This is a genomic window from Clostridium sp., assembly GCF_051654825.1.
Taxonomy (GTDB): Bacteria; Bacillota; Clostridia; order Clostridiales; family Clostridiaceae; genus Clostridium.
The window spans coordinates 39,403-61,127 of the sequence record NZ_JBOFYU010000197.1 but is presented as its reverse complement, the minus strand read 5'-3'; the positions used below and the strand labels follow the sequence as shown (position 1 = coordinate 61,127).

Genomic DNA, 21,725 nt, shown 5'->3' with positions numbered 1-21,725 from the left:
GAGGAATATTATATTCTAGTGGATATTTTTTATTATATGAAGATATCAAGAGTATTACTATAAAAATATTTACCTTAGAAATTATATATGAAATAAAAGTAAAAAATAATTATGGGAAACTAGAACTAAAAGGAAATATTAAGGATATAGATGAAATAGAAGAAATATTAAGGAATAAGGTTTGTCATATAAATATAAAAAAAGAGGTTATATAAAAAGGTAGTTAAAATTAAATAACTACCAAGACATATTAATTTAATAATGGAATTATATTAATTACAGGTTCATCGTAAGGGTGAATCTTTTTTATTGTTGATAATACAAGATCTACAAGTTCTATTTTACATCTAAACTCCACCTTTGCCTCTTCTTCAGAAGATAAGGAGTTAGTTTCTCCTATATAAGGTGAAGAACCTTCAAGTGGGCGCCAAAATCCAGTGACCTTACTTATAGAGATACAATTGTCGTAAGTACCAATAGTTAAAGCTCCTGTTTTATTAATTTCTTCCCTAAGTCTATCTACAAAGGAAAGGGGAATAAAGATTTCAAACTTTACATTTTCCATTTATATCGCTCCTTTAATAAATATACCGAATGGAATATTTATACAAATAATTCATAAATAATGATATACTATAATATATAATTAGTAAACAAGATCATACAAGGGGGTAAAATATGAACGATACTTTTACTAATAAATTAGAGGATTCAATTGATTGGCTATGTCATCAAGGTGCTTTTTTTACTGTAGGAAATGAAGAAAAAGCTAATACAATGACTATAAGCTGGGGAAGTGTTGGGTTTATGTGGGGCAAGCCTGTTTTTATAGCTTTAGTAAGGGAAGAAAGATATTCTTATGAGTTTATTAAAAATGGTGGATCATATACTATTTCTATACCATTTAAAGATGATATGAAAAAAGCATTAACTGTTTGTGGGACAAAGTCAGGAAGAAATACAGATAAGGAAAGAGAAGCAGAAATAAATTTTGTAAAAGCAAAAAGTGTTTCTACACCTATAGTAGATGGTTGTGATAAGTATTATGAATGTAATATAATTTTAAAGCAAAATATAGATTTAGATAATTTAGATAATGATGCAAAGAAGAAATTTTATGATGGAAGCAATTCAAATCATATAATTTACTTTGGTGAAATATTAGAAGCTTATTAAAAAAAATAAAATAGACAACGTTTTTAGGGTTGTGGCATATTATATATTAGCTATAAAAAATAGTGGAGTAAGAAAATTTATCAATTGTAAAGGAGGGGTCTTATGACCACTTATGTATTTGTTATTATTGGTATTTTAATAAGCATCCTTGGCGTTGTTTTAGCAATTATTAAAAGAAGACTATATAAATTTGGAGTTAAAAAAATTGCTAAAGTAGTTTCTATAGAAACATTTACCTATCTTACTCCTGGACCAGAGTTCAATACCTTGTATCACACAGGTATAAATCCAGTATTAGAAGTAGAAGATGAGGGAAGAAAAATCAAGGTAGTGTACACATCGATGGATGATTATTCTAATTTAACTGTTGGAGATGATGTAGAAGTTATTTACCCTAAAGGAAAGGTGGAAAACCTACAAATATACAGTGAAAAAGGTAGATATAGTCTTCAAATAGCTATTATAATAATTGGCATAATAATAAGTTTATTAACATTATTATTAGCATTTATGTAAAAATAATTATAAAAAAGTGATTTATATAAAGTAATACTGTAGGATTTGTCATTTCTACAGTATTGCTTTTATTTTAATAAAGTTAAAAAAATACTAAAAAATTATTGAGTACAGACAGGATTTGTTTTGCAATAGGAGATTATAAAAATGAAAATTACATTTGTAGATATTTTATTAAGGTTATTTTTAGCTGTAGTTATTGGTGGAGTGATAGGATATGAAAGAGAAGTTCATCATAGAACAGCAGGATTTAGAACACATATTTTAGTTTGCATTGGTGCAGCAATTGTTTCATTGATTCAAATAAATATTGGAAATAAGGCTATAGAGTTAATTGGAACATCTAAGGAGCTTGCTAATGTAATAAAGGTTGACTATGGAAGACTTGGAGCGCAAGTTATAACGGGGGTAGGATTTTTAGGGGCAGGAACTATTATTCATGAAAAGGGAAATATTAAAGGTTTAACTACAGCTGCATCTCTATGGGTTGTAGCATGTTTAGGATTGGCAGTTGGAATGGGTGATTATATTACTAGCTTTTTAGGTGCAGTTTTTATTGTAATTACCCTTGTATTTTTAAAGAAGATTCAAGATAAGGTAATTGAAAAAATGAGCTTAAAAAGGGTTGAAGTACAGTATTATAAGACTTGTAACACTCAAAACTATATAGAAGAGATTTTTGATGGAGCTTTTATAAAAGTAAAAAGTATTGAGTTTATAAATCAAGAGGAGGAAGAAGAAATAATATATAAGGGAAATAAAATGATAATAGCTGTTTATACCATAAGTAAACCCAAATATATAGATATGAACGAAATATTAAATAGACTTGGAAGAAATGAAAATATAATAAGTGTAAAAACAGTTGAGTTTGATAATGGATAGGTTGGTTCTAAAATATTATTTAGAGCCAACCTATCTTATTTTAATTCTAAAAAATAAATGTTAATAGAATAAAAATAATTTATTAAGAAAATAATATTTTGTTGACAAAACAATTTGATTATTGTATAGTTTGATTATCAAAGTATTTAATGTTCAAAATATTTTGAGCACCAATTGAATTTTCGACAAAGTTAGATTATTATATTAGTAGTATAACTTTAAGATAAATGATGGAGAGTGAAGGTTAATGAACAACACAGAAAGAGTATTGAACGAATTATTGGTGCGTACATTTAATGATATTTTAGAAATTGAGGAAAAAACCCTACAAGCAGGGCATCTTTCCGATCTATCTGTTACAGAAATACATACAATCGAAGCAATAGGCATGTATGCTAAAAGAACTATGAGTGAAGTAGCTCAAGATTTAAAAATCACTGTAGGTACTTTGACTACTGCAATTAATAAGCTTATAAAAAAAGAGTATGTAAGTAGAAAAAGAATAGAGGAAGATAGAAGAGTAGTTTTAGTTGAGCTAACTAAAAAAGGAAAGTTAGCATATAGATTACATGAAAAATTTCATAATGAAATGGTGCAATCTACTATTGAGGGATTAACAGAAAAAGAAGAAGAAGTGCTTATAAAATCTCTAGTAAGATTAGGAGAGTACTTTAAAAGGAAAAAGGAGTTAATCAAATAAGGAGAGGTATATGAAAGAAATAGTAATAAGCGGGATTGGGGCGTATTTACCTTCTCAGATTGTAACAAACCATGATTTAAGTACTTTTATTGAAACTAATGATGAATGGATTGTTGAGAGAACAGGAATTCGTGAAAGAAGAATATCAGTTGGAGAAGATACGTCTGACATAGCAGTTAAAGCTGCAAATGCAGCACTTAAAAATGCAGGGGTTTCCCCTGCAGATATAGATCTAATAGTTGTAGGGACTATAACACCAGATATGTTCACACCATCAGTAGCATGTATTGTTCAAAAGCACATTGGTGCAGATAAAGCAACAGCTTTTGATATAAATGCAGCTTGCTCAGGTTTTCTATTTGCAACACAAGTAGCTCAAGCAATGATGAAAGATTTAAATTTTAAGCATGCCTTAGTCATTGGAGCTGAAACATTATCAAAGGTAATTGATTGGACTGATAGAGGTACATGTGTACTTTTTGGTGATGGAGGGGGAGCAGCAGTGCTTTCTAAAAGTGATGAAAAAGGAATAATAAAATCATTTAGTAGGGCAGATGGAGCAAAGGGTGATTGTTTAACAATTGGTGCTATAGATGTTGATAATCCTTATGTTCAGAATGTTCAAAATAGAAAGAAAAAAATTGAGATGAATGGTAAGGAAGTATTTAGATTTGCAACATCAGTTATTCAAGAAAGTGTGTTAAAGGTATTAGAAGATACTGAATATACACTAGAGGATATTAAATATATAGTTCCGCATCAAGCAAATGTTAGAATAATAGACTTCGCAGCAAAAAAGCTAGGAGTTAATAAGGAAAGATTTTATGTAAACCTAGATCGCTTTGGAAATACATCATCAGCATCTGTTCCAATAGCTTTAAATGAAATGAATGAAAGAGCTATGTTAAAAGATGGTGACTTAATAGTATTAGTTGGATTTGGTGGTGGATTAAGCTACGGTTCAATATTAATTAAGTGGAAATCATAAAAGTCTTTGTAAATAAACTGTGAAATAAAATTAAACTTTATATAAAGCCTATAGTTAATTTATATAAGAGGTATTATTATAGTTATAATTTATTAATTATTAATAGAATATTCAAAAAATAAAATGAAAGAATAATGGAGGAAAATAAAATGGTATTTGAAAAAATAAAGAAGGTAATAGTAGATCAATTAGGAGTAGATGAAAGCGAAGTTAAAATAGAAACTACTTTTGAAGAATTAGGAGCAGATTCATTAGATTTATTCCAAGTTGTAATAGAATTAGAAGAAGAGTTTGGTGTTCAGTTAGAAGATGCAGAAAGTCTTAAAAGCGTTAAAGATGCTGTAACATATGTAGAATCAAAATTATAATATTACTCAAAAGTTAAGTCAGATATTTTTATCTGACTTATTAAATAGGAGGAGTTTTTATGAATACGACTAGAATAACTAAATTATTAGGAATAGACTATCCAATTTTTCAAGGGGGAATGGCTTGGATTGCAGACGCTTCATTAGCAGCAGCAGTAAGTGAAGCTGGTGGTCTAGGAATAATTACTGGAATTGCTCCAGTTGATTGGGTAAGAGAAGAAATTAGGAAGGCAAAAGCTCTAACTAATAAACCTTTTGGTGTAAATATAATGTTAATGGCTGATAATGTAGAAGATATAGCAAAACTAGTATGTGAAGAAGGCGTTAAAGTGGTTACAACTGGGGCTGGAAGTCCTGGTAAGTATATGGAAATGTGGAAAGATGCAGGGATAATAGTTATACCTGTAGTTGCATCAGTTGCTTTAGCTAAGAGAATGGAAAAAGCAGGTGCAGATGCAATAATAGCTGAAGGAACAGAATCAGGTGGTCATGTTGGTCAATTAACAACAATGACTTTAGTTCCACAAGTTGTAGATGCTGTAGAAGTTCCAGTTATAGCAGCAGGCGGAATTGCTGATGGAAGAGGTATAGTAGCTTCATATGCATTAGGAGCAGAGGGCGTTCAATTAGGAACAAGATTTTTAGTAGCAAAAGAATGTACAGCGCATCAAAATTATAAAGATAAGGTACTTTCTGCAAAAGATATTGATACAGATGTTACAGGAAGAATAACTGGTCACCCAGTAAGAGTTTTAAGAACTAAATTATCAAGAGAATTTATGAAACTTGAAAAAGCTGGTGATATAGAGAAGATGGAAGAGTTAGGAAGAGGTGCTTTAGCAAGAGCTGCTAAAGAAGGAGATTTAGACAGAGGATCAGTAATGGCTGGTCAAATTGCAGGATTAGTAAATAAAGAGCAAACATGTAGAGAAATAATAGAAGAAATCTTTGAAGAAGCTAAAAATTTAACTAAGGCTTTTGGAGGAAATAATGAATAAGAAAATAGCATTTCTTTTCTCAGGTCAAGGAGCACAGTATGTGGGAATGGGAAAAGAGTTATATGATAACATAGAAGAATGTAAAGATATATTTGATAAAGGTGAAGAGATATTAAATATGCCAATTAAGGATATAATCTTTAATGGGCCAGATGAGTTATTAACATTAACAGAAAATACACAACCAGCTATATTATTAACATCGTTAGCTTGTCTAAAGGCTCTTGAAATTAATGGAATAGAAAGTGAATGTGTAGCAGGTTTATCTTTAGGTGAGTACACAGCATTAATTTATTCAGGGGCTCTTTCACTTGAAAGTGGAGTAAAGCTTATTAAAGAAAGAGGAAGAATAATGGGATCTGCAAAAGATCTTGGAACTATGGCTGCTGTATTAAAGTTAAATGATGAAAAAACTAAAGAACTTTTAGAAAGAGCAGGAGAGTTTGGGGTAATTGAAGGGGCAAACTACAATTGCCCAGGTCAGGTGGCTCTTGCTGGTGAATTTAAAGCAATAGAAGCAGCAATTAGCATAGCTAAGGAATTAGGTGGAATGGCAATACCATTAAAGGTAAGTGGACCTTTCCATAGTTCTTTATTAGAAGCTTCAAGTTTTGAATTTGAAAAAACATTGCAATCAGTTGAGGTAAACAGTTTAACTAAAACAGTTTATTCAAATGTAAGTGGTGAGCCGTATAAGGCAGAAGATAATATAAAAGAATTGTTAAGAAAGCAAATGATGTCATCAGTATATTTTGAAAAAACAATTAGAGGCATGATTGAAAGTGGAATAGATACTTTTATAGAAATAGGTCCAGGAAAGGCATTAAGAGGCTTTGTTAAAAGAATAGATAGAAAAGCAACTGTATATAATGTAGAGGATTTAGAATCTTTAGAAGCAACTGTAAGTGCTTTAAAAGATTTATAGGAGGATAAGAATGTTAAAAGGTAAATGCGCAATAGTAACAGGTGCAGCAAGAGGGATAGGTAGAGCAATTGCAGTGAAATATGCTAAATTAGGTGCGAATATAGTACTTAATTATAGAAGTAGTGAATCAGAAGCAATTGAATTAGAAAATGAGCTTAAAGAATTAGGTGTAGAAGTATTAACTGTAAAAGCTGATATAAGCAACTTTGATGAAGCTCAAAATCTAATAAATTCAGCAAAAGAAAGATTTGGAAAAATTGATATATTAGTAAATAATGCAGGAATTACTAGAGATGGTTTAGTAATGAGAATGAAGGAAGAAGATTTTGATAAGGTAATAGAAGTAAATTTAAAGGGTGTATTTAATTGTTTAAGAGCAGTTTCTCCTATTATGATTAGACAAAAATCAGGAAAAATAATTAATATGTCTTCAGTTGTAGGTGTTATTGGAAATGCAGGACAAATTAATTATTGTGCAGCTAAGGCTGGAGTTATAGGAATGACTAAGTCTTTAGCAAGAGAAGTTGGAAGCAGAGGCATTAATGTTAATGCAATAGCACCAGGATTTATTCAAACAGATATGACAAGTGTACTATCAGATAAAACAAAGGAAGCAATTATGAATAATATTCCTTTAAAAACTTTAGGAGAACCTGATGATATTGCAGAAGTTGCAGCATTTTTAGCTAGCGATGCTTCAAAATATATAACAGGTCAAGTTATTAATGTTGATGGCGGAATGGCTATGTAATGGAGGAACAAAAAATGGATAGAAGAGTTGTAATAACAGGGGTAGGAGCGATAACTCCACTTGGAAATAATGTAGAAGATTTTTGGAATAATTGTAAAGAAGGAAAGTTAGGAATTGATTTCATAAAATCTATAAATACAGAAAATTTAGACGTTAAGATAGCTGGAGAAATTAAAGACTATAATCCAGAATTAGTATTAGATAAAAAAGAAATAAGAAGACTAGATAAATTCTCACAATATGCTTTAATAGCTGCTGATGAAGCAATAAAAAATGCTGCTTTAGATTTAGATAGCATTAATAAAGATAGATTTGGTGTAATTGTTGGTTCAGGAATAGGTGGATTCGAAACAATGGAATCAGGTTTTAAAAATCTATTTGATAGAGGACCTAAAAGAGTATCACCATTATTTATTCCAACAGCAATTATAAATCTTGGTGCAGGAAATATAGCTATAAAGTATGGTGCAAGAGGAATCTGTACATCAGTTGTTACAGCTTGTGCATCAGGTACAAATAATATTGGTGATGCATTTAGACATATAAAACATGGATATTCAGATATAATCTTAGCTGGGGGAACAGAAGCTCCAATTACAAGTATGTCAATTGCTGGATTTAACAGTATGAGAGCATTGAACTCTAATAATAACCCTGAAAGAGCATCAATTCCATTTGATAAGGAAAGATCAGGTTTTGTTATGGGTGAAGGAGCTGGGATTTTAGTAATGGAAAGTCTTGAGCATGCACAAGCTAGAGGCGCTAATATCATAGCTGAAATAGTTGGTTATGGAAGCACATGTGATGCTTATCATATAACTTCTCCAGATCCAAATGGTGAAGGTGCAGCAAGAGCAATGAATGATGCAATAAATGAAGCAGGAATAGATAAATTAGAAGTTTCATATATAAATGCACATGGAACATCAACAGAATTAAATGATAAATTTGAAACATTAGCTATAAAAAGAGTGTTTGGTGAAGAGGCTTATAAGATTCCAGTATCATCAACAAAATCAATGACAGGACACCTTCTAGGAGCAGCTGGTGCTATTGAAAGTATAATTTGTATTAAGGCTCTACAGGATGGATTTGTTCCTCCAACAATTGGATACAAAGAAAAAGATGAGAATTTAGATTTAGATTATGTACCAAATGAAGGAAGAAAAGCAGAATTAAAATATGCATTAACAAATTCATTAGGATTTGGTGGACATAATGCAACGTTAGCATTTAGAAAGTGGGAGTAAATTAGGAGGGTAGTACCTATGGATTTAAAAGAAATAAAAGAACTAGTAGAAATGATAAATTCATCAGATCTTGCATATTTTGAGTTAAAGATGGATGATAATTATTTAAAAATGGATAAATCATTAACTAGAAGTAGTGAAGCAAATAGTAAGACTAATGAATCAGGAAGAGAAGTAGAAGAAAAAGAAACATTTGTTAGAGAAACAAAGATAGAAACTACCTCAAAGGAAGAATTAGTAATAGAAAGCACTATAAGTAAAGATGAAATTGCTACTGATATTATAGATATAAAGGCACCTATGGTAGGAACATTTTATGGTTCGCCTTCACCAGATAAGGATGCATTTGTAAAAGAAGGCATGAAAGTTTCAAAGGGTGATATTTTATGTATTGTAGAGGCCATGAAGCTTATGAATGAAATAGAAAGTGATAGTGATTGTGAAATAGTAAAGATTTTAGTTAAAGATGGTGAAATGGTTGAATATGGTCAATCATTATTTAGTGTAAGGAGAGTGTAATATGTTAGGTCCGAAGGAAATTAAAGAAATAATACCACATAGATATCCTTTTTTATTATTAGATAGAGTAGAAGAAATTGTAGATGGAGTAAGTGCAAAGGGTTATAAAAATGTATCAATTAATGAGCCGTTTTTCCAAGGACATTATCCAGATTATCCAGTTATGCCAGGTGTATTAATACTAGAAGCTATGGCTCAATTAGGAGCAGTTGCAGTATTAAGTAAAGAAGAAAATAAAGGTAAGATCCCGTTATTTGCAGGAACCAATAAAGTAAGATGGAAAAAGCAAGTTGTTCCAGGGGATAAGCTTGACTTACATGTAGAAATAATAAAGTTTAGAGGTCCTATTGGAGTAGGTAAAGGGATTGCAACAGTTAATGGTGAGAAGGCTTGTGAAGCTGAATTGCTATTTGCTATAGGATAGGTGAGTATTATGTTAAAAAAAGTGCTAATTGCAAATAGAGGAGAAATAGCTGTTAGAATTATAAGAGCTTGTAGAGAACTTGGGATATTAACTGTTGCTGTATATTCAGAAGCTGATAAGGAAGCATTGCATACACAACTTGCAGATGAATCAGTTTGTATAGGACCTGCAGCAGCAAAGGATAGTTATTTAAATATAGCCAATATTTTAAGTGCTTGTGTATTAACAGGGGCTGATGCAATACATCCAGGGTTTGGTTTTTTATCAGAAAATCCACGATTTGCTAAAATGTGTTCAGAATGTAACATAAAGTTTATTGGACCTGATTTTGAATCAATTGAACTAATGGGAAATAAGGCAAGAGCTAGAGAAGTTATGAAAGCTGCTGATGTTCCAGTTGTTCCTGGATTTGAAGGAAAGATAGAAAGTGAAGAACATGCACTTCAAATAGCAAGAGAAATAGGATATCCTGTAATGATAAAGGCCGCAGCTGGTGGAGGCGGTAAAGGAATTAGAATAGTAAGAAAAGAAGATGAGTTTAATTTAGCATATAATACTGCTAAATCAGAATCAAAGGCCTGTTTTGGTGACGATACAATATATATAGAAAAATTTGTTGAAAAACCTAGACATATTGAGTTTCAAATTTTAGCAGATAACTATGGGAATGTAATTCATTTAGGTGAAAGAGAATGTTCTCTGCAAAGAAAAAATCAAAAGGTTTTAGAAGAAGCACCTTCAACATTTTTAAATGAAAATTTAAGATATGAAATGGGAGAAATAGCAAAAAGAGCTGCAACAGCAGTAGGTTATAAAAATGCTGGAACTATTGAATTCTTAGTAGATAAAAATTGCAATTACTATTTTATGGAAATGAATACTAGAATACAAGTTGAGCATCCCATAACTGAAATGATTACTGGAGTTGATTTAGTTAAAGAGCAATTAAAAATAGCATCAGGTATAGAGTTAGATATTAAGCAGGATGATATAAAAATAACAGGTCATGCAATAGAATGTAGAATAAATGCAGAAGATCCAAGTAAGGATTTTAGACCATGTCCTGGAACTATTAAAGAACTATGTATGCCAGCAGGTATGGGAGTTAGACTTGAAAGTTCAATTTATTGTGGATATAAAATACCACCTTATTATGATTCTATGATTGCAAAGCTAATAACTTTTGCCAATACTAGAGAAGAGGCTATTATAAAGATGAAAAGATCTTTAGGTGAATTTGGAATTGGTGGAGTTATAACTAATATAGATTTCCAATATTGGTTAATACAACAAGAAGAGTTTTTAAATGGTGAATATGATACTTCATTTTTAGCAGAAAAGATGGTGAAGAAAGATGCTTAAAGATTTGTTTAAGAAAAGTCAATATGCAACTGTAAGCAAGGTTCACTTTGATGTAAAGGAAGAAGAGCCTAAACCTAACATTCCATCGGGAATGTGGAGTAAATGTGATGACTGTGGAAATATACTTTATACAGAAGATTTAAATTCAAACTTTCATGTATGTAACAAGTGTAATTTTCATTTTAAAATAAATTCAAAAGAAAGAATAAGACAATTTTTTGATAGAGATACATTTAAAGAATACTTTAAGGAAATAGTTTCCAAAAATCCTTTAGAATTTAAAGGGTATGAGGAGAAAATAAAAAAAGGTAAGGTTGCGTCTAATAGCAATGAAGCTGTAGTAACTGGTGTAGGTAAGATAAATGGAATAGATATTGCTGTAGCAATAATGGATAGTTATTTTATGATGGGAAGTATGGGAACAGCAGTTGGAGAAAAAATTACAAGAATTGTTGAACATGCTACTAAGGAAAGATTGCCATTAATAATTTTTACAGCATCAGGTGGAGCTAGAATGCAAGAAGGAATATTTTCATTAATGCAGATGGCTAAAATATCGGCTGCAATAGCTAGGCATGATAACGAAGGCTTATTATATGTAACTGTGGTAACGAATCCTACAACTGGTGGAGTTACAGCAAGTTTTGCAATGGAAGGAGATATTATTCTAAGTGAACCGGGGGCATTAATCGGATTTGCAGGAAGAAGAGTAATTGAAAATACAATTAAAGAAACCTTGCCAGATGATTTCCAAAAGGCAGAGTTTTTATTAGAAAAGGGATTTGTTGATTCCATTGTTAATAGAAAAGACTTAAAAGGACAAATATATAAAATACTATGCCTACATGGGGAGAAAAGAAATGAATAGAGAAATTTCAGCATGGGAAAAGGTAAATATAGCAAGACATAAGGATAGACCCAATGGTATTTATTATATAGATAGAATTTTTGAAAATTTTATTGAGTTACATGGGGATAGAAATTTTTCTGACGATAAATCTATTGTTGGAGGAATTGCTTCTATTAATGGAATAAGTGTAACGGTTATTGCTATTACTAAAGGGGAAAACACAAAAGAGAATATAGAGAGAAACTTTGGTATGCCAAGCCCTGAGGGGTATAGAAAAGCTTTAAGATTAATGAAGCAGGCAGAAAAGTTTAATAGACCTATAATATGTTTTGTAGATACACCTGGAGCTTTTCCTGGTGTAGGAGCTGAAGAAAGAGGTCAAGGGCAAGCAATTGCACAAAACTTAATGGAGCTAAGTAGAATAAATACACCTGTAATTTCTATAATAGTTGGAGAAGGTGGGAGTGGTGGAGCTTTAGCTTTAGCTGTTGGAGATAAGATTTTTATGCTTGAACATTCAATTTATTCCATATTGTCTCCAGAAGGCTTTGCATCAATTCTTTGGAAAGATGGAAGTAGAGCAAAGGAAGCTGCAGAAATAATGAAGATAACTGCTCAAGATCTTATGAAGTTTAATATAATAGATGGAATAGTAAGAGAGCCTAGAGGCGGAGCTCATAAGCATAAGCTTAGAATGGCTTTAGGTATAAAAAAAGAAATATTAGATAGCTTAAAAGAGTTACAAAGTAAAGGTAAAGAAGATTTATTAAATGAAAGATATAGTAAGTTTAGAAATATGGGGAACTTTTATTAATGAAAAACAGTGATTTACGCTGTTTTTCTTTTTATATATAAATAAATATGATATTATTATAAAAAGTAAAGCTTTTACAGGGGGAGTTTTTTATGATGAATACTAGCTTAGATGTTGCTAAAATTGCAACTAAAATGGCTATTTCTTCAAGAGAAGAAGAAGAGTTTTTAAAAAAAGAGTTTAAGAATAAAAACATTTTAGTTACAGCAGTAAATATTGGTGGAAATATAAATGAATCAACTAGTAAAATACTTGAAAGAGCATTAGTAGCATCCAAAAGAAATGGTGTAATAAGAGAAGAACATTTACATGAAGGCGGAATTATAGGTGCTACAAGAGATGCATTGGCCCAAGTGTGGAATCGAGCTAGTGGTCAAAGTGTTGGTGGAAAAATCGGTATAGCAAGAAAAGGTGAACACTTAAGTGTATGCATATTTTTAAGTGTTGGTTTATTACATTTAGATGAAGTAGTTATTGGAATAGGTCATAGGGCAATTCCGATGTAGTAAAAGGTTAGAGACTATTATTTAGTTTCTAGCCTTTAATTTTTTGCTATATTTTAAACTTGTATTGATAAAGTTAATATTATTAGTTAAGAAGTAAGAATGAAAAAGTAATAGTTTCGGTAAAAACTCCTTAGGGAGTTTTTTTATATTTTATTTATTCACTCTTACTTAAACTTGTTTGCTCATAATATTTATGAAAAACTACTATCAACACTCATTTAAAACGTAGCCCTATTTTTATATTTACAATGGATTAGAATAAAAGAGTAGTAATAAACATAAAATATTCCAATATTCACAAGGACATTGTTATAAAAATAACGATTTATATTTAGTAACAAAAAGGAGAAAGATTGTAAAAAGTGGTAAAATAAAGAAAAAAGCCTGTTGTGAGATAAAATTGAGATAATTAATATTTCGAGTAATCTGAAAATATAAAAAAGTAAAAACTGTCGAATAAAATAGCTTTAATTAGGGAAAATATAAGATGTGGGTTGAAAAATGACAGATAGAAATGGCTATTTTAAAAGGATTCAGACAAATAAGAATATTTTTTAAAAAGTATTTAATAAAATAGTGAAAAATTTCACAAAAAAAGATTGACAAAAATTAAACAATGATTTAAAATAAATTTGTACTCAAGTGAGAGACGAATAAATGAATAAGCAAATTAAAATAAAAATTCAGATAAATCTAGGAGGAATAACAATGCAAGTTACAAATGCACAAGAGTTAACTCAAAGAATCCAAAAATTAAGAGAAGCACAAAGAGTGTTCGCTACTTATACACAAGAGCAAGTAGATGAAATATTTAGAGCTGCAGCAATGGCAGCTAATGACAACAGAATTAAATTAGCTAAAATGGCAGTTGCAGAAAGTGGAATGGGAATAGTTGAAGATAAGGTTATCAAAAACCACTTTGCAGCAGAATATATATACAACCAATACAAGGATATGAAAACTTGTGGTGTAATAGAAAAAGATCACACATTTGGTATAACTAAGGTTGCTGAACCAATAGGGGTTATAGCTGCAATAGTACCAACTACAAATCCAACATCAACAGCTATATTCAAGACTTTAATAGCTTTAAAAACAAGAAATGCAATAATTATATCACCACATCCAAGAGCTAAGGAAGCTACAATAGAAGCAGCTAGAATAGTTTTAGATGCAGCAGTTAAAGCAGGAGCTCCAGAAGGAATAATTGCTTGGATAGATCAACCATCAGTTGAATTATCACAAAATGTTATGAGAGAATCAGATATAATACTTGCTACAGGTGGACCTGCAATGGTTAAGTCAGCTTACTCATCAGGAAGACCAGCATTAGGAGTTGGAGCAGGTAATACACCAGCTATTATAGATGAAACAGCTCACATAAAAATGGCTGTAAACTCAATACTTCTTTCAAAGACATTTGATAACGGAGTTATCTGTGCATCAGAACAAAGTATCTTAGTAATGGATGAAGTTTATGATGAAGTTAGAAGTGAATTAGCTGCAAGAGGAGCTTACATCTTAAAGGGTGAAGAAATAGATAAGGTTAGAAAGATAATCTTAAATGAAAAAGGTGGATTAAATGCTAACATGGTTGGTCAATCTGCTTACAAAATAGCTGAAATGGCAGGAGTTAAGGTTCCAACTACAGCTAAGGTATTAGTTGGTGAAGTTGAATCAGTAGAATTAGAAGAACCATTCTCACATGAAAAATTATCTCCAGTACTAGCTATGTACAGAGTAAAATCATTTGATGAAGCTTTAACTAAAGCTTGTAGATTAATAGAATTAGGTGGTATGGGTCATACTTCAGTATTCTACACAGATCAAACTAAGTCAACTGATAGAATAGCAGCATTCGGAGCAGCTATGAAAACAGCAAGAACATTAATAAACATGCCTGCATCACAAGGAGCTATCGGAGATGTATTTAACTTTAGATTAGCACCATCATTAACACTAGGATGCGGATCATGGGGAGGAAACTCAGTTTCAGAAAACGTTGGTCCTAAGCACTTAATTAACATTAAGAGTGTTGCTGAAAGGAGAGAAAATATGCTTTGGTTTAGAGTTCCAGAAAAAGTTTACTTCAAATATGGTTGTTTACCAATAGCTCTTCAAGAGTTACACGATATGGGTAAAAAGAAAGTATTTATAGTAACAGATAAAGTATTATTTGAATTAGGATACACAAATAAAGTTACAGAAGTATTAGAAAGACACGGAATACAATATAAAATATTTGCAGATGTTGAACCAGACCCAACATTAAGATCAGCTAGAGCTGGTGCTAAAGAAATGTTAGCATTTAACCCAGACGTTGTATTATCACTTGGTGGTGGATCAGCTATGGATGCTGCTAAAATTATGTGGGTAATGTATGAGCATCCAGAAGTTAAATTCGAAGATTTAGCTATGACATTCATGGATATAAGAAAGAGAATATACAAATTCCCAACATTAGGTCAAAAAGCTATGATGGTTGCAGTTGCTACATCAGCAGGTACAGGATCAGAAGTTACTCCGTTTGCAGTTATAACTGATGAAAAGACAGGAGTTAAGTATCCATTAGCAGATTACGAACTAACTCCAGATATGGCAATAGTAGATGCTGAATTAATGATGACATCACCTAAGGGATTAACATCATGTGCTGGTATTGACGTATTAGTTCACTCATTAGAAGCTTATGTTTCAATAATGGCATCAGAATTTACTAATGGATTAGCTTTAGAAGCAATAAGATTAGTATTTAAATATTTACCAGATGCTTATGCAGAAGGAACAACTAATATTAAGGCTAGAGAAAAAATGGCTCATGCTTCATGTATAGCTGGTATGGCATTCTCAAATGCATTCTTAGGAATTAACCACTCAATGGCTCATAAATTAGGTGCATTCCACCACTTACCACACGGTATGGCTAATGCATTATTAATGAATGAAGTTATTAAGTTCAATGCTACAGATGCTCCAACTAAGCAAGCAGCATTTGCACAATACAAATATCCAAATGCAGCATGGAGATATGCTAGAATAGCTGACTACCTACAATTAGGTGGAAATTCTACAGAAGAAAAAGTAGAATTATTATTAAAAGCTATAGATGAATTAAAAGCTAAGGTTGGAATGCCTAAGACTATATCAGAAGCTGGAGTTGCTAAAGAAACATTCTTTGCAACATTAGATGAAATGGTTGAGCAAGCATTTGATGACCAATGTACAGGAGCTAACCCAAGATACCCATTAATGAGCGAACTTAAAGAAATGTATATAAATGCATTTGAAGCTCCAAAAGCTCAAGTTAAAGAAGTTAAAAAAGACAACAAAAAGAAATAATTTTATAAGTTGACATTCTAAAATAGATAATAGCTTCAAGGTTTATCCTTGAAGCTATTTTATTTTGTTATTATAAGAAAATAAAATAATGAATATAATTATAAATAAGTTATGGTAAAATTAGTTTATTAAACTTTTAATAAGTAAAGAAATATAGGAGGGAAAATGAGGGGTTTCAAAGGGGTTATAGTATCATTTTTATTATTATCAGTTATATTTGTTACTGGATGTGGTGAAGAGCTAAAGATTAACAAAGAAAAAATAAAAGAAACTATTGATTTAGTGTTATCATATGAAGGTGGTTATGATGAAGAAGTTAAAAAACATATAAGTGAAGAAAATTTTTATGTATGTAACTATACAGAGTTTTATTCATTTTACTTAGGAAGAGCAACCTTAGAAGAATATGAAAGCAAAGTTAATTCCATAAATAATAAGAATGGGAAAATAGAGGTTTGCATGACTTTAAATATGAAGGCTAAGGCTACTATGTTAAATGATGCAGGGGAAACAGGTGAAGAGGCTATTGGAGAAAATGTTCCAGTAGAGTTAATATTAAATGAAAAAGATGGTGAATATTTTATAGAAAGCTTTATAGAATATGAAGGCCTAGAAAAAGCTATTGAAAATAACAAAGGATTTAAATAAGAAAGAGGGATTTTAATGTATAAACCATTAGCAGACTTAATTAGACCAACAGATCTTTCAGAAGTTTGTGGGCAAAAGCATATATTAGGTAAGAATAAAATTTTAGATAGAATAGTTAATAGTGGAACAATATCAAATATGATTTTTTATGGACCACCTGGAGTAGGTAAAACAACTGTTGCAAATATTATAGCAAAAAAAGCAGGAAAGAGATTTTTTAAGCTTAATGCTACAAATTCATCTTTAAAGGATATACAAAATATTACTAATGAACTTGATACTTTTTTAGGTGTAAATGGAGTTATATTATATTTAGATGAGATACAAAATTTTAATAAGAAACAACAACAATCACTTTTAGAATATATAGAAGATGGAAGAATTACATTAATCGCTTCTACTACAGAAAATCCTTACCACTATATTTTTAAGGCTTTACTGAGCAGATCTACAATATTTGAGTTTAAGCCATTAGAGGAAGAGGACATAAAAATAGCACTAAATAGAGCTATTAATATAAAGTCAGAAGATTATAAAGAAATAAATTTAGAAGTAAAAGAAGAGGCTATAAATTATCTAGCCTCTTATTGTAATGGTGATGTAAGAAAAGCTATGAATGGTTTAGAGGTAGCTTTGAATTCAACTAATCCAAATTCAGAAGGAATAATTATAATTGATGAGGAGATCGTTAGAGATTCAACTCAAAGTAAAATAATATCCTATGATATGAAGGGAGATAGTCATTACGATTATTTAAGTGCTTTTCAAAAGTCCATTAGGGGTAGCGACCAGGATGCTGCTATACATTACTTAGCAAGATTAATAAAGGCTGGAGACTTAATTTCTATATGTAGAAGACTTTTGGTAATAGCATGTGAAGATATAGGTCTTGCATATCCTCAAGCCATTACTATAGTTAAATCATTAGTTGACTCAGCAAGAGAGTTAGGATTTCCAGAAGCTAGAATACCACTTGCGGAAGCAACTATATTATTAGCAACAAGTCCAAAATCAAATTCAGCTTATTTGGCTATAGATAGTGCTTTAAGTGACTTAGATAATCTAAGGGTTGATGATGTGCCTTTACATTTAAAAGATGCACATTATAGTGGTGCCAGTAGCTTAGGCAGAGGAGTTCAATATAAATATCCTCATTCCTATGAGATGAATTATGTAAAACAGGATTATTTACCTAAAAATTTATTAGGTAAAAAATATTATGAATATGGTAATAATAAAATAGAAAAGACAACTGAAGAGTATTGGAGAAAAGTGAAATCTTTAAGAAAGTAATTCTGATAATAATAGTAGGAATTAAAAGCATTTTATATAGAATATGAATTATTTTAATTAAATAGTTAAAATCAAATTAATTTGGTTAAAAACAATAAAAAATGAAGATTATTTAGCGTTGACAATAGCAGAGTGTTTTGCTAAGATATAAACATAAAGACAAGTAAAACAGTCAACATTAAGGGGTGAGAAAATATGAAGCTTTCCACTAAAGGAAGATATGGTGTTAAAGCTATGGTAGATCTTGCAATACACTATGGAGATTCCCCTGTATCAATAAAGACAATTTCACAAAGACAAAACATATCAGAATATTATTTAGAACAACTGTTTTCACCACTTAGAAAGGCTAACCTTATAAAGAGTATTAGGGGAGCACAAGGTGGTTATGTTTTAAATAAACATCCAAAGGAAATAAAGGTTTCAGATGTGATGTTTGTATTAGAGGGACCAATTGAAATAGCTGATTGTATTGAAGGAGCAGAGTGTAACAATATAGATTGTTGTGCTACAAGACTTTTATGGGAAAAAATTAAAAAAAGTATAGATGAAGTAATGGAGAATATTACTCTTCAAGATATAGTTAACGACTATAATATTATAAAAGATAAAAATGAAGGAATAAGTTTAGTCAAGAGGAGCGAGGAATAATGAAAAACGTATATATGGATTATGCAGCAACTACATATGTAAAACCTGAAGTACTAGAAGAAATGATGCCATATTTCACTGAAAAGTTTGGAAATCCATCATCATTTTATGGGATTTCAAGAGAAACTAAGGTTGCAATAGATAAAGCAAGAAATAATGTTGCAAGAGGATTAAATGCAGATGCTAATGAAATTTACTTTACAGCAGGTGGATCAGAGGCTGATAACTGGGCTATTAAAGGAATAGCTTGGGCACATAAAAATAAAGGGAATCATATAATAACTACAAAAGTAGAGCATCATGCTGTATTACATACTTGCGAATATTTAGAGAAAAACGGATTTGAAGTTACATATCTAGATGTAAATGAAGAAGGATTTGTAGAAATAGAAGATTTAAAAAATGCTATTACAGATAAAACTATATTAGTATCAATAATGTTTGCTAATAATGAAATAGGAACTATTCAACCAGTTAAGGAAATAGGAGCAATTTGTAGAGAAAGAAAAATCTTCTTCCATACAGATGCAGTTCAAGCAGTAGGTAACATTGAAATAGATGTTAAAGAAATGAACATTGACTTATTATCATTAGCGGGACATAAGATTTATGGGCCTAAAGGAATTGGGGCTTTATACATTAGAAAAGGTATAAAGATAGATAACTTAATTCACGGTGGAGGTCAAGAGAGAGCTAGAAGAGCAGGAACAGAAAATATTGCAGCGGTTGTAGGATTAGGAAAGGCTATGGAAATAGCAATTGATAATTTAGAAGATCATGCAAAGAAGATGTCTGCTTTAAGAGATAAATTAATAGATGGATTATTAAAAGTTCCTCACACAAGATTAAATGGACCAAGAGGAGACAAGAGATTACCTGGTAATGCAAATATCACTTTTGAATTTATAGAAGGTGAATCAATATTATTATCATTAGATTTTGAAGGTGTGTGTGCTTCAAGTGGAAGTGCTTGTACATCAGGTTCATTAGATCCATCACATGTGTTATTAGCAATAGGGTTACCACATGAATTAGCACATGGATCATTAAGATTAACTTTAGGTGAAGGTTCAACAGAAGAAGATGTAGATTATGTTTTAGAAGTTGTACCACCAATTATAGAAAGATTAAGAAATATGTCACCACTATGGGAAGACTATTTAAAGAAGGGAGCAAAATAATTATGATGTATAGCGATAAAGTAATGGATCATTTTAGAAATCCAAGAAATGTTGGAGAAATAGAAGATGCAAACGGAGTTGGAGAAGTAGGAAACGCTAAATGCGGAGATATAATGAAAGTATATCTTAAAGTTGAAGATAATGTAATTAAAGATGTTAAATTTAAAACATTTGGTTGTGGGTCAGCAATTGCTTCATCATCAATGGCTACAGAATTAATTAAGGGAAAAACAATAGAAGAAGCTTGGGCTTTATCAAATAAAGCAGTAGCTGAAGCTTTAGATGGACTTCCACCAGTAAAAATGCACTGTTCAGTATTAGCAGAAGAAGCTATTCATAAGGCAATAAATGATTATAGAAAAAATGCAGGTCTTAGCTTAGATGGCTGGGAATTTGAAGAGCATGACGACATCCACGATCATGTTCATGGACATGAGGAATAAGATACAAGGATGAAAAAGAAGGTTGTAGTTGGTATGAGCGGCGGAGTTGATAGCTCCGTCGCTGCATATCTTTTAAAAGAACAGGGGTACGATGTAATTGGTGTTACAATGAAACACTGGGAAGAGGATGAAGATTATGTTGAAAGAGAAGGTGGATGTTGTTCTCTTTCTGCTACAGAAGACGCTAGAAGAGTTGCCGATAGACTAGGGATTCCTTTTTATGTATTAAACTTTAAAGAATCCTTTAAAGAGAAAGTTATAGATTATTTTGTTCAAGAATACATTGATGGAAGAACTCCTAATCCATGTATAGCTTGTAATAAACATATAAAGTTTGATGAGTTTTTAAGAAGAGCAAAGGGGATAGGAGCTGACTATGTAGCTACTGGACACTATGCTAAAATTGAAGAACGTGATGGAAGGTATTATTTATTAAGAGCTGATGATGATAAAAAGGATCAAACTTATGCTCTTTATAACTTTACGCAAGAACAATTAAGTCAAACTTTAATGCCTTGTGGAGATTATACAAAGGATAAAATTAGAGAAATTGCTAAGGAAATAGGTCTTGCTGTTCATAATAAAAAGGATAGTGAAGAAATTTGCTTTATTCCTGATAATGATCATGGTAAGTACATATTAAATGCAAGACCAAATACTATAAAAGAAGGAAATTTTGTAGATAAAAATGGTAATATTTTAGGTAAGCACAAGGGGATTGTTTACTATACAATAGGCCAAAGAAAAGGATTAGGAATAGCTTTAGGAAGACCGGTTTTTGTAACTGACATTAATCCAAGAACTAATGAAGTTGTAATTGGGCCAGAAACTGATATCTTTAAAACAGATTTAGTTGCAAAGGATGTTAACTTTATACCATTTGATGAGCTTACTGAAGAACTTCAAATAACATCAAAGGTAAGATATCAAGCTAAACCATCAGATGCTACAATATCACCACTTCCTAATGGAAGAGTTAAGGTTTCATTTAAAGAAAAACAAAGAGCTATTACAAAGGGTCAATCAGTTGTATTTTACAATGGAAATGAAGTTGTAGGTGGCGGAATAATAGAAAAGATACTTTAAATATAAAAAATTCTCATAATTAATTTTATGAGGATTTTTTTTTATTTTTTGG

General features: G+C 31.0%; 25 protein-coding genes. 24 read left to right on the top strand and 1 reads right to left on the bottom strand.

Annotation, left to right across the window (positions count from 1 at the left end):
* The coding region (locus tag ACRDBA_RS11505) for a hypothetical protein (RefSeq protein WP_438573062.1) at nt 1-215 on the top strand (215 nt) is incomplete at its 5' end.
* A gap of 35 nt (nt 216-250) precedes the next feature.
* Here the strand turns inward: ACRDBA_RS11505 and ACRDBA_RS11500 are convergent.
* Nucleotides 251-565 (bottom strand): cytochrome C biogenesis protein, encoded by a 315-nt coding sequence (locus ACRDBA_RS11500; RefSeq protein WP_438573061.1) that lies wholly within the window; start codon nt 563-565, stop codon nt 251-253.
* A 113-nt stretch (nt 566-678) separates the two neighbouring features.
* Here ACRDBA_RS11500 and ACRDBA_RS11495 point away from each other — a divergent pair, with 113 nt between their 5' ends.
* The 23 genes from ACRDBA_RS11495 (at nt 679) to mnmA (ending at nt 21,673) form a co-directional block, all read left to right on the top strand.
* Nucleotides 679-1,176 carry a flavin reductase gene (locus ACRDBA_RS11495; protein WP_438573060.1) on the top strand — a complete coding sequence of 166 codons (498 nt, stop codon included), beginning with the start codon at nt 679-681 and terminating at the stop codon, nt 1,174-1,176.
* Between the two features lie 102 nt (nt 1,177-1,278).
* Nucleotides 1,279-1,692: a hypothetical protein gene (locus ACRDBA_RS11490; RefSeq protein WP_438573059.1), complete on the top strand. Its 414-nt coding sequence runs from the start codon at nt 1,279-1,281 to the stop codon at nt 1,690-1,692.
* Between the two features lie 147 nt (nt 1,693-1,839).
* Entirely contained in the window at nt 1,840-2,577 is a 738-nt protein-coding gene (locus ACRDBA_RS11485) for an MgtC/SapB family protein (protein ID WP_438573058.1), read from the top strand.
* A gap of 247 nt (nt 2,578-2,824) precedes the next feature.
* Nucleotides 2,825-3,277, top strand: coding sequence for a MarR family winged helix-turn-helix transcriptional regulator (locus ACRDBA_RS11480; RefSeq protein ID WP_438573057.1), 453 nt, complete (start codon nt 2,825-2,827; stop codon nt 3,275-3,277).
* Nucleotides 3,278-3,287: 10 nt separating this feature from the next.
* Complete coding sequence (locus ACRDBA_RS11475) at nt 3,288-4,265, top strand: beta-ketoacyl-ACP synthase III (RefSeq protein ID WP_438573056.1); 978 nt, start codon at nt 3,288-3,290, stop codon at nt 4,263-4,265.
* 149 nt (nt 4,266-4,414) lie between these two features.
* A complete protein-coding gene (locus ACRDBA_RS11470; RefSeq protein WP_438573055.1) occupies nt 4,415-4,633 on the top strand; it encodes an acyl carrier protein in 219 nt (72 codons plus the stop codon).
* 59 nt (nt 4,634-4,692) lie between these two features.
* The gene (gene fabK, locus ACRDBA_RS11465; protein ID WP_438573054.1) at nt 4,693-5,631 is read left to right on the top strand and encodes an enoyl-[acyl-carrier-protein] reductase FabK; all 939 of its coding nucleotides are present in this window, start codon (nt 4,693-4,695) and stop codon (nt 5,629-5,631) included.
* Complete coding sequence (fabD, locus tag ACRDBA_RS11460; RefSeq protein WP_438573053.1) at nt 5,624-6,556, top strand: ACP S-malonyltransferase; 933 nt, start codon at nt 5,624-5,626, stop codon at nt 6,554-6,556. Before fabK ends, fabD begins: the two co-directional genes overlap by 8 nt.
* A 10-nt stretch (nt 6,557-6,566) precedes the next feature.
* Complete coding sequence (gene fabG / locus ACRDBA_RS11455; protein ID WP_438573052.1) at nt 6,567-7,307, top strand: 3-oxoacyl-[acyl-carrier-protein] reductase; 741 nt, start codon at nt 6,567-6,569, stop codon at nt 7,305-7,307.
* A 14-nt stretch (nt 7,308-7,321) separates the two neighbouring features.
* Nucleotides 7,322-8,557: a beta-ketoacyl-ACP synthase II gene (gene fabF, locus ACRDBA_RS11450; protein ID WP_438573051.1), complete on the top strand. Its 1,236-nt coding sequence runs from the start codon at nt 7,322-7,324 to the stop codon at nt 8,555-8,557.
* 18 nt (nt 8,558-8,575) lie between these two features.
* Complete coding sequence (accB, locus tag ACRDBA_RS11445; protein WP_438573050.1) at nt 8,576-9,076, top strand: acetyl-CoA carboxylase biotin carboxyl carrier protein; 501 nt, start codon at nt 8,576-8,578, stop codon at nt 9,074-9,076.
* Nucleotide 9,077: 1 nt separating this feature from the next.
* Nucleotides 9,078-9,500 carry a 3-hydroxyacyl-ACP dehydratase FabZ gene (gene fabZ, locus ACRDBA_RS11440; protein ID WP_438573049.1) on the top strand — a complete coding sequence of 141 codons (423 nt, stop codon included), beginning with the start codon at nt 9,078-9,080 and terminating at the stop codon, nt 9,498-9,500.
* Nucleotides 9,501-9,509: 9 nt separating this feature from the next.
* Nucleotides 9,510-10,862 (top strand): acetyl-CoA carboxylase biotin carboxylase subunit, encoded by a 1,353-nt coding sequence (locus ACRDBA_RS11435; RefSeq protein ID WP_438573048.1) that lies wholly within the window; start codon nt 9,510-9,512, stop codon nt 10,860-10,862.
* Nucleotides 10,855-11,730, top strand: coding sequence for an acetyl-CoA carboxylase, carboxyltransferase subunit beta (gene accD, locus ACRDBA_RS11430; protein WP_438573047.1), 876 nt, complete (start codon nt 10,855-10,857; stop codon nt 11,728-11,730). The genes ACRDBA_RS11435 and accD overlap by 8 nt, the downstream gene beginning before the upstream one ends.
* The gene (locus ACRDBA_RS11425; protein WP_438573046.1) at nt 11,723-12,526 is read left to right on the top strand and encodes an acetyl-CoA carboxylase carboxyltransferase subunit alpha; all 804 of its coding nucleotides are present in this window, start codon (nt 11,723-11,725) and stop codon (nt 12,524-12,526) included. Before accD ends, ACRDBA_RS11425 begins: the two co-directional genes overlap by 8 nt.
* A gap of 92 nt (nt 12,527-12,618) precedes the next feature.
* Nucleotides 12,619-13,032, top strand: coding sequence for a HutP family protein (locus tag ACRDBA_RS11420; protein ID WP_438573045.1), 414 nt, complete (start codon nt 12,619-12,621; stop codon nt 13,030-13,032).
* A 708-nt stretch (nt 13,033-13,740) separates the two neighbouring features.
* Nucleotides 13,741-16,371 carry a bifunctional acetaldehyde-CoA/alcohol dehydrogenase gene (gene adhE, locus ACRDBA_RS11415; protein ID WP_438573044.1) on the top strand — a complete coding sequence of 877 codons (2,631 nt, stop codon included), beginning with the start codon at nt 13,741-13,743 and terminating at the stop codon, nt 16,369-16,371.
* Between the two features lie 165 nt (nt 16,372-16,536).
* Nucleotides 16,537-17,019, top strand: a complete 483-nt coding sequence (locus tag ACRDBA_RS11410; protein WP_438573043.1) for a hypothetical protein — start codon at nt 16,537-16,539, stop codon at nt 17,017-17,019.
* A 15-nt stretch (nt 17,020-17,034) separates the two neighbouring features.
* Nucleotides 17,035-18,312 carry a replication-associated recombination protein A gene (locus ACRDBA_RS11405; protein ID WP_438573042.1) on the top strand — a complete coding sequence of 426 codons (1,278 nt, stop codon included), beginning with the start codon at nt 17,035-17,037 and terminating at the stop codon, nt 18,310-18,312.
* A gap of 195 nt (nt 18,313-18,507) precedes the next feature.
* Nucleotides 18,508-18,963 carry an RrF2 family transcriptional regulator gene (locus ACRDBA_RS11400; protein WP_438573041.1) on the top strand — a complete coding sequence of 152 codons (456 nt, stop codon included), beginning with the start codon at nt 18,508-18,510 and terminating at the stop codon, nt 18,961-18,963.
* Nucleotides 18,963-20,144 carry a cysteine desulfurase NifS gene (gene nifS, locus ACRDBA_RS11395; RefSeq protein WP_438573040.1) on the top strand — a complete coding sequence of 394 codons (1,182 nt, stop codon included), beginning with the start codon at nt 18,963-18,965 and terminating at the stop codon, nt 20,142-20,144. The genes ACRDBA_RS11400 and nifS overlap by 1 nt, the downstream gene beginning before the upstream one ends.
* 2 nt (nt 20,145-20,146) lie before the next feature.
* A complete protein-coding gene (nifU, locus tag ACRDBA_RS11390; RefSeq protein WP_438573039.1) occupies nt 20,147-20,587 on the top strand; it encodes a Fe-S cluster assembly scaffold protein NifU in 441 nt (146 codons plus the stop codon).
* Between the two features lie 9 nt (nt 20,588-20,596).
* Complete coding sequence (gene mnmA / locus ACRDBA_RS11385) at nt 20,597-21,673, top strand: tRNA 2-thiouridine(34) synthase MnmA (RefSeq protein ID WP_438573038.1); 1,077 nt, start codon at nt 20,597-20,599, stop codon at nt 21,671-21,673.
* Nucleotides 21,674-21,725: the final 52 nt, after the last annotated feature.

What these genes read in the sequence shown, in the direction of transcription:
- ACRDBA_RS11500 (WP_438573061.1), bottom strand. Translation starts at nt 565, where the DNA reads ATGGAAAATGTAAAGTTTGAAATCTTTATTCCCCTTTCCTTTGTAGAT.
- ACRDBA_RS11495 (WP_438573060.1), top strand. Translation starts at nt 679, where the DNA reads ATGAACGATACTTTTACTAATAAATTAGAGGATTCAATTGATTGGCTA.
- ACRDBA_RS11490 (WP_438573059.1), top strand. Translation starts at nt 1,279, where the DNA reads ATGACCACTTATGTATTTGTTATTATTGGTATTTTAATAAGCATCCTT.
- ACRDBA_RS11485 (WP_438573058.1), top strand. Translation starts at nt 1,840, where the DNA reads ATGAAAATTACATTTGTAGATATTTTATTAAGGTTATTTTTAGCTGTA.
- ACRDBA_RS11480 (WP_438573057.1), top strand. Translation starts at nt 2,825, where the DNA reads ATGAACAACACAGAAAGAGTATTGAACGAATTATTGGTGCGTACATTT.
- ACRDBA_RS11475 (WP_438573056.1), top strand. Translation starts at nt 3,288, where the DNA reads ATGAAAGAAATAGTAATAAGCGGGATTGGGGCGTATTTACCTTCTCAG.
- ACRDBA_RS11470 (WP_438573055.1), top strand. Translation starts at nt 4,415, where the DNA reads ATGGTATTTGAAAAAATAAAGAAGGTAATAGTAGATCAATTAGGAGTA.
- fabK (WP_438573054.1), top strand. Translation starts at nt 4,693, where the DNA reads ATGAATACGACTAGAATAACTAAATTATTAGGAATAGACTATCCAATT.
- fabD (WP_438573053.1), top strand. Translation starts at nt 5,624, where the DNA reads ATGAATAAGAAAATAGCATTTCTTTTCTCAGGTCAAGGAGCACAGTAT.
- fabG (WP_438573052.1), top strand. Translation starts at nt 6,567, where the DNA reads ATGTTAAAAGGTAAATGCGCAATAGTAACAGGTGCAGCAAGAGGGATA.
- fabF (WP_438573051.1), top strand. Translation starts at nt 7,322, where the DNA reads ATGGATAGAAGAGTTGTAATAACAGGGGTAGGAGCGATAACTCCACTT.
- accB (WP_438573050.1), top strand. Translation starts at nt 8,576, where the DNA reads ATGGATTTAAAAGAAATAAAAGAACTAGTAGAAATGATAAATTCATCA.
- fabZ (WP_438573049.1), top strand. Translation starts at nt 9,078, where the DNA reads ATGTTAGGTCCGAAGGAAATTAAAGAAATAATACCACATAGATATCCT.
- ACRDBA_RS11435 (WP_438573048.1), top strand. Translation starts at nt 9,510, where the DNA reads ATGTTAAAAAAAGTGCTAATTGCAAATAGAGGAGAAATAGCTGTTAGA.
- accD (WP_438573047.1), top strand. Translation starts at nt 10,855, where the DNA reads ATGCTTAAAGATTTGTTTAAGAAAAGTCAATATGCAACTGTAAGCAAG.
- ACRDBA_RS11425 (WP_438573046.1), top strand. Translation starts at nt 11,723, where the DNA reads ATGAATAGAGAAATTTCAGCATGGGAAAAGGTAAATATAGCAAGACAT.
- ACRDBA_RS11420 (WP_438573045.1), top strand. Translation starts at nt 12,619, where the DNA reads ATGATGAATACTAGCTTAGATGTTGCTAAAATTGCAACTAAAATGGCT.
- adhE (WP_438573044.1), top strand. Translation starts at nt 13,741, where the DNA reads ATGCAAGTTACAAATGCACAAGAGTTAACTCAAAGAATCCAAAAATTA.
- ACRDBA_RS11410 (WP_438573043.1), top strand. Translation starts at nt 16,537, where the DNA reads ATGAGGGGTTTCAAAGGGGTTATAGTATCATTTTTATTATTATCAGTT.
- ACRDBA_RS11405 (WP_438573042.1), top strand. Translation starts at nt 17,035, where the DNA reads ATGTATAAACCATTAGCAGACTTAATTAGACCAACAGATCTTTCAGAA.
- ACRDBA_RS11400 (WP_438573041.1), top strand. Translation starts at nt 18,508, where the DNA reads ATGAAGCTTTCCACTAAAGGAAGATATGGTGTTAAAGCTATGGTAGAT.
- nifS (WP_438573040.1), top strand. Translation starts at nt 18,963, where the DNA reads ATGAAAAACGTATATATGGATTATGCAGCAACTACATATGTAAAACCT.
- nifU (WP_438573039.1), top strand. Translation starts at nt 20,147, where the DNA reads ATGATGTATAGCGATAAAGTAATGGATCATTTTAGAAATCCAAGAAAT.
- mnmA (WP_438573038.1), top strand. Translation starts at nt 20,597, where the DNA reads ATGAAAAAGAAGGTTGTAGTTGGTATGAGCGGCGGAGTTGATAGCTCC.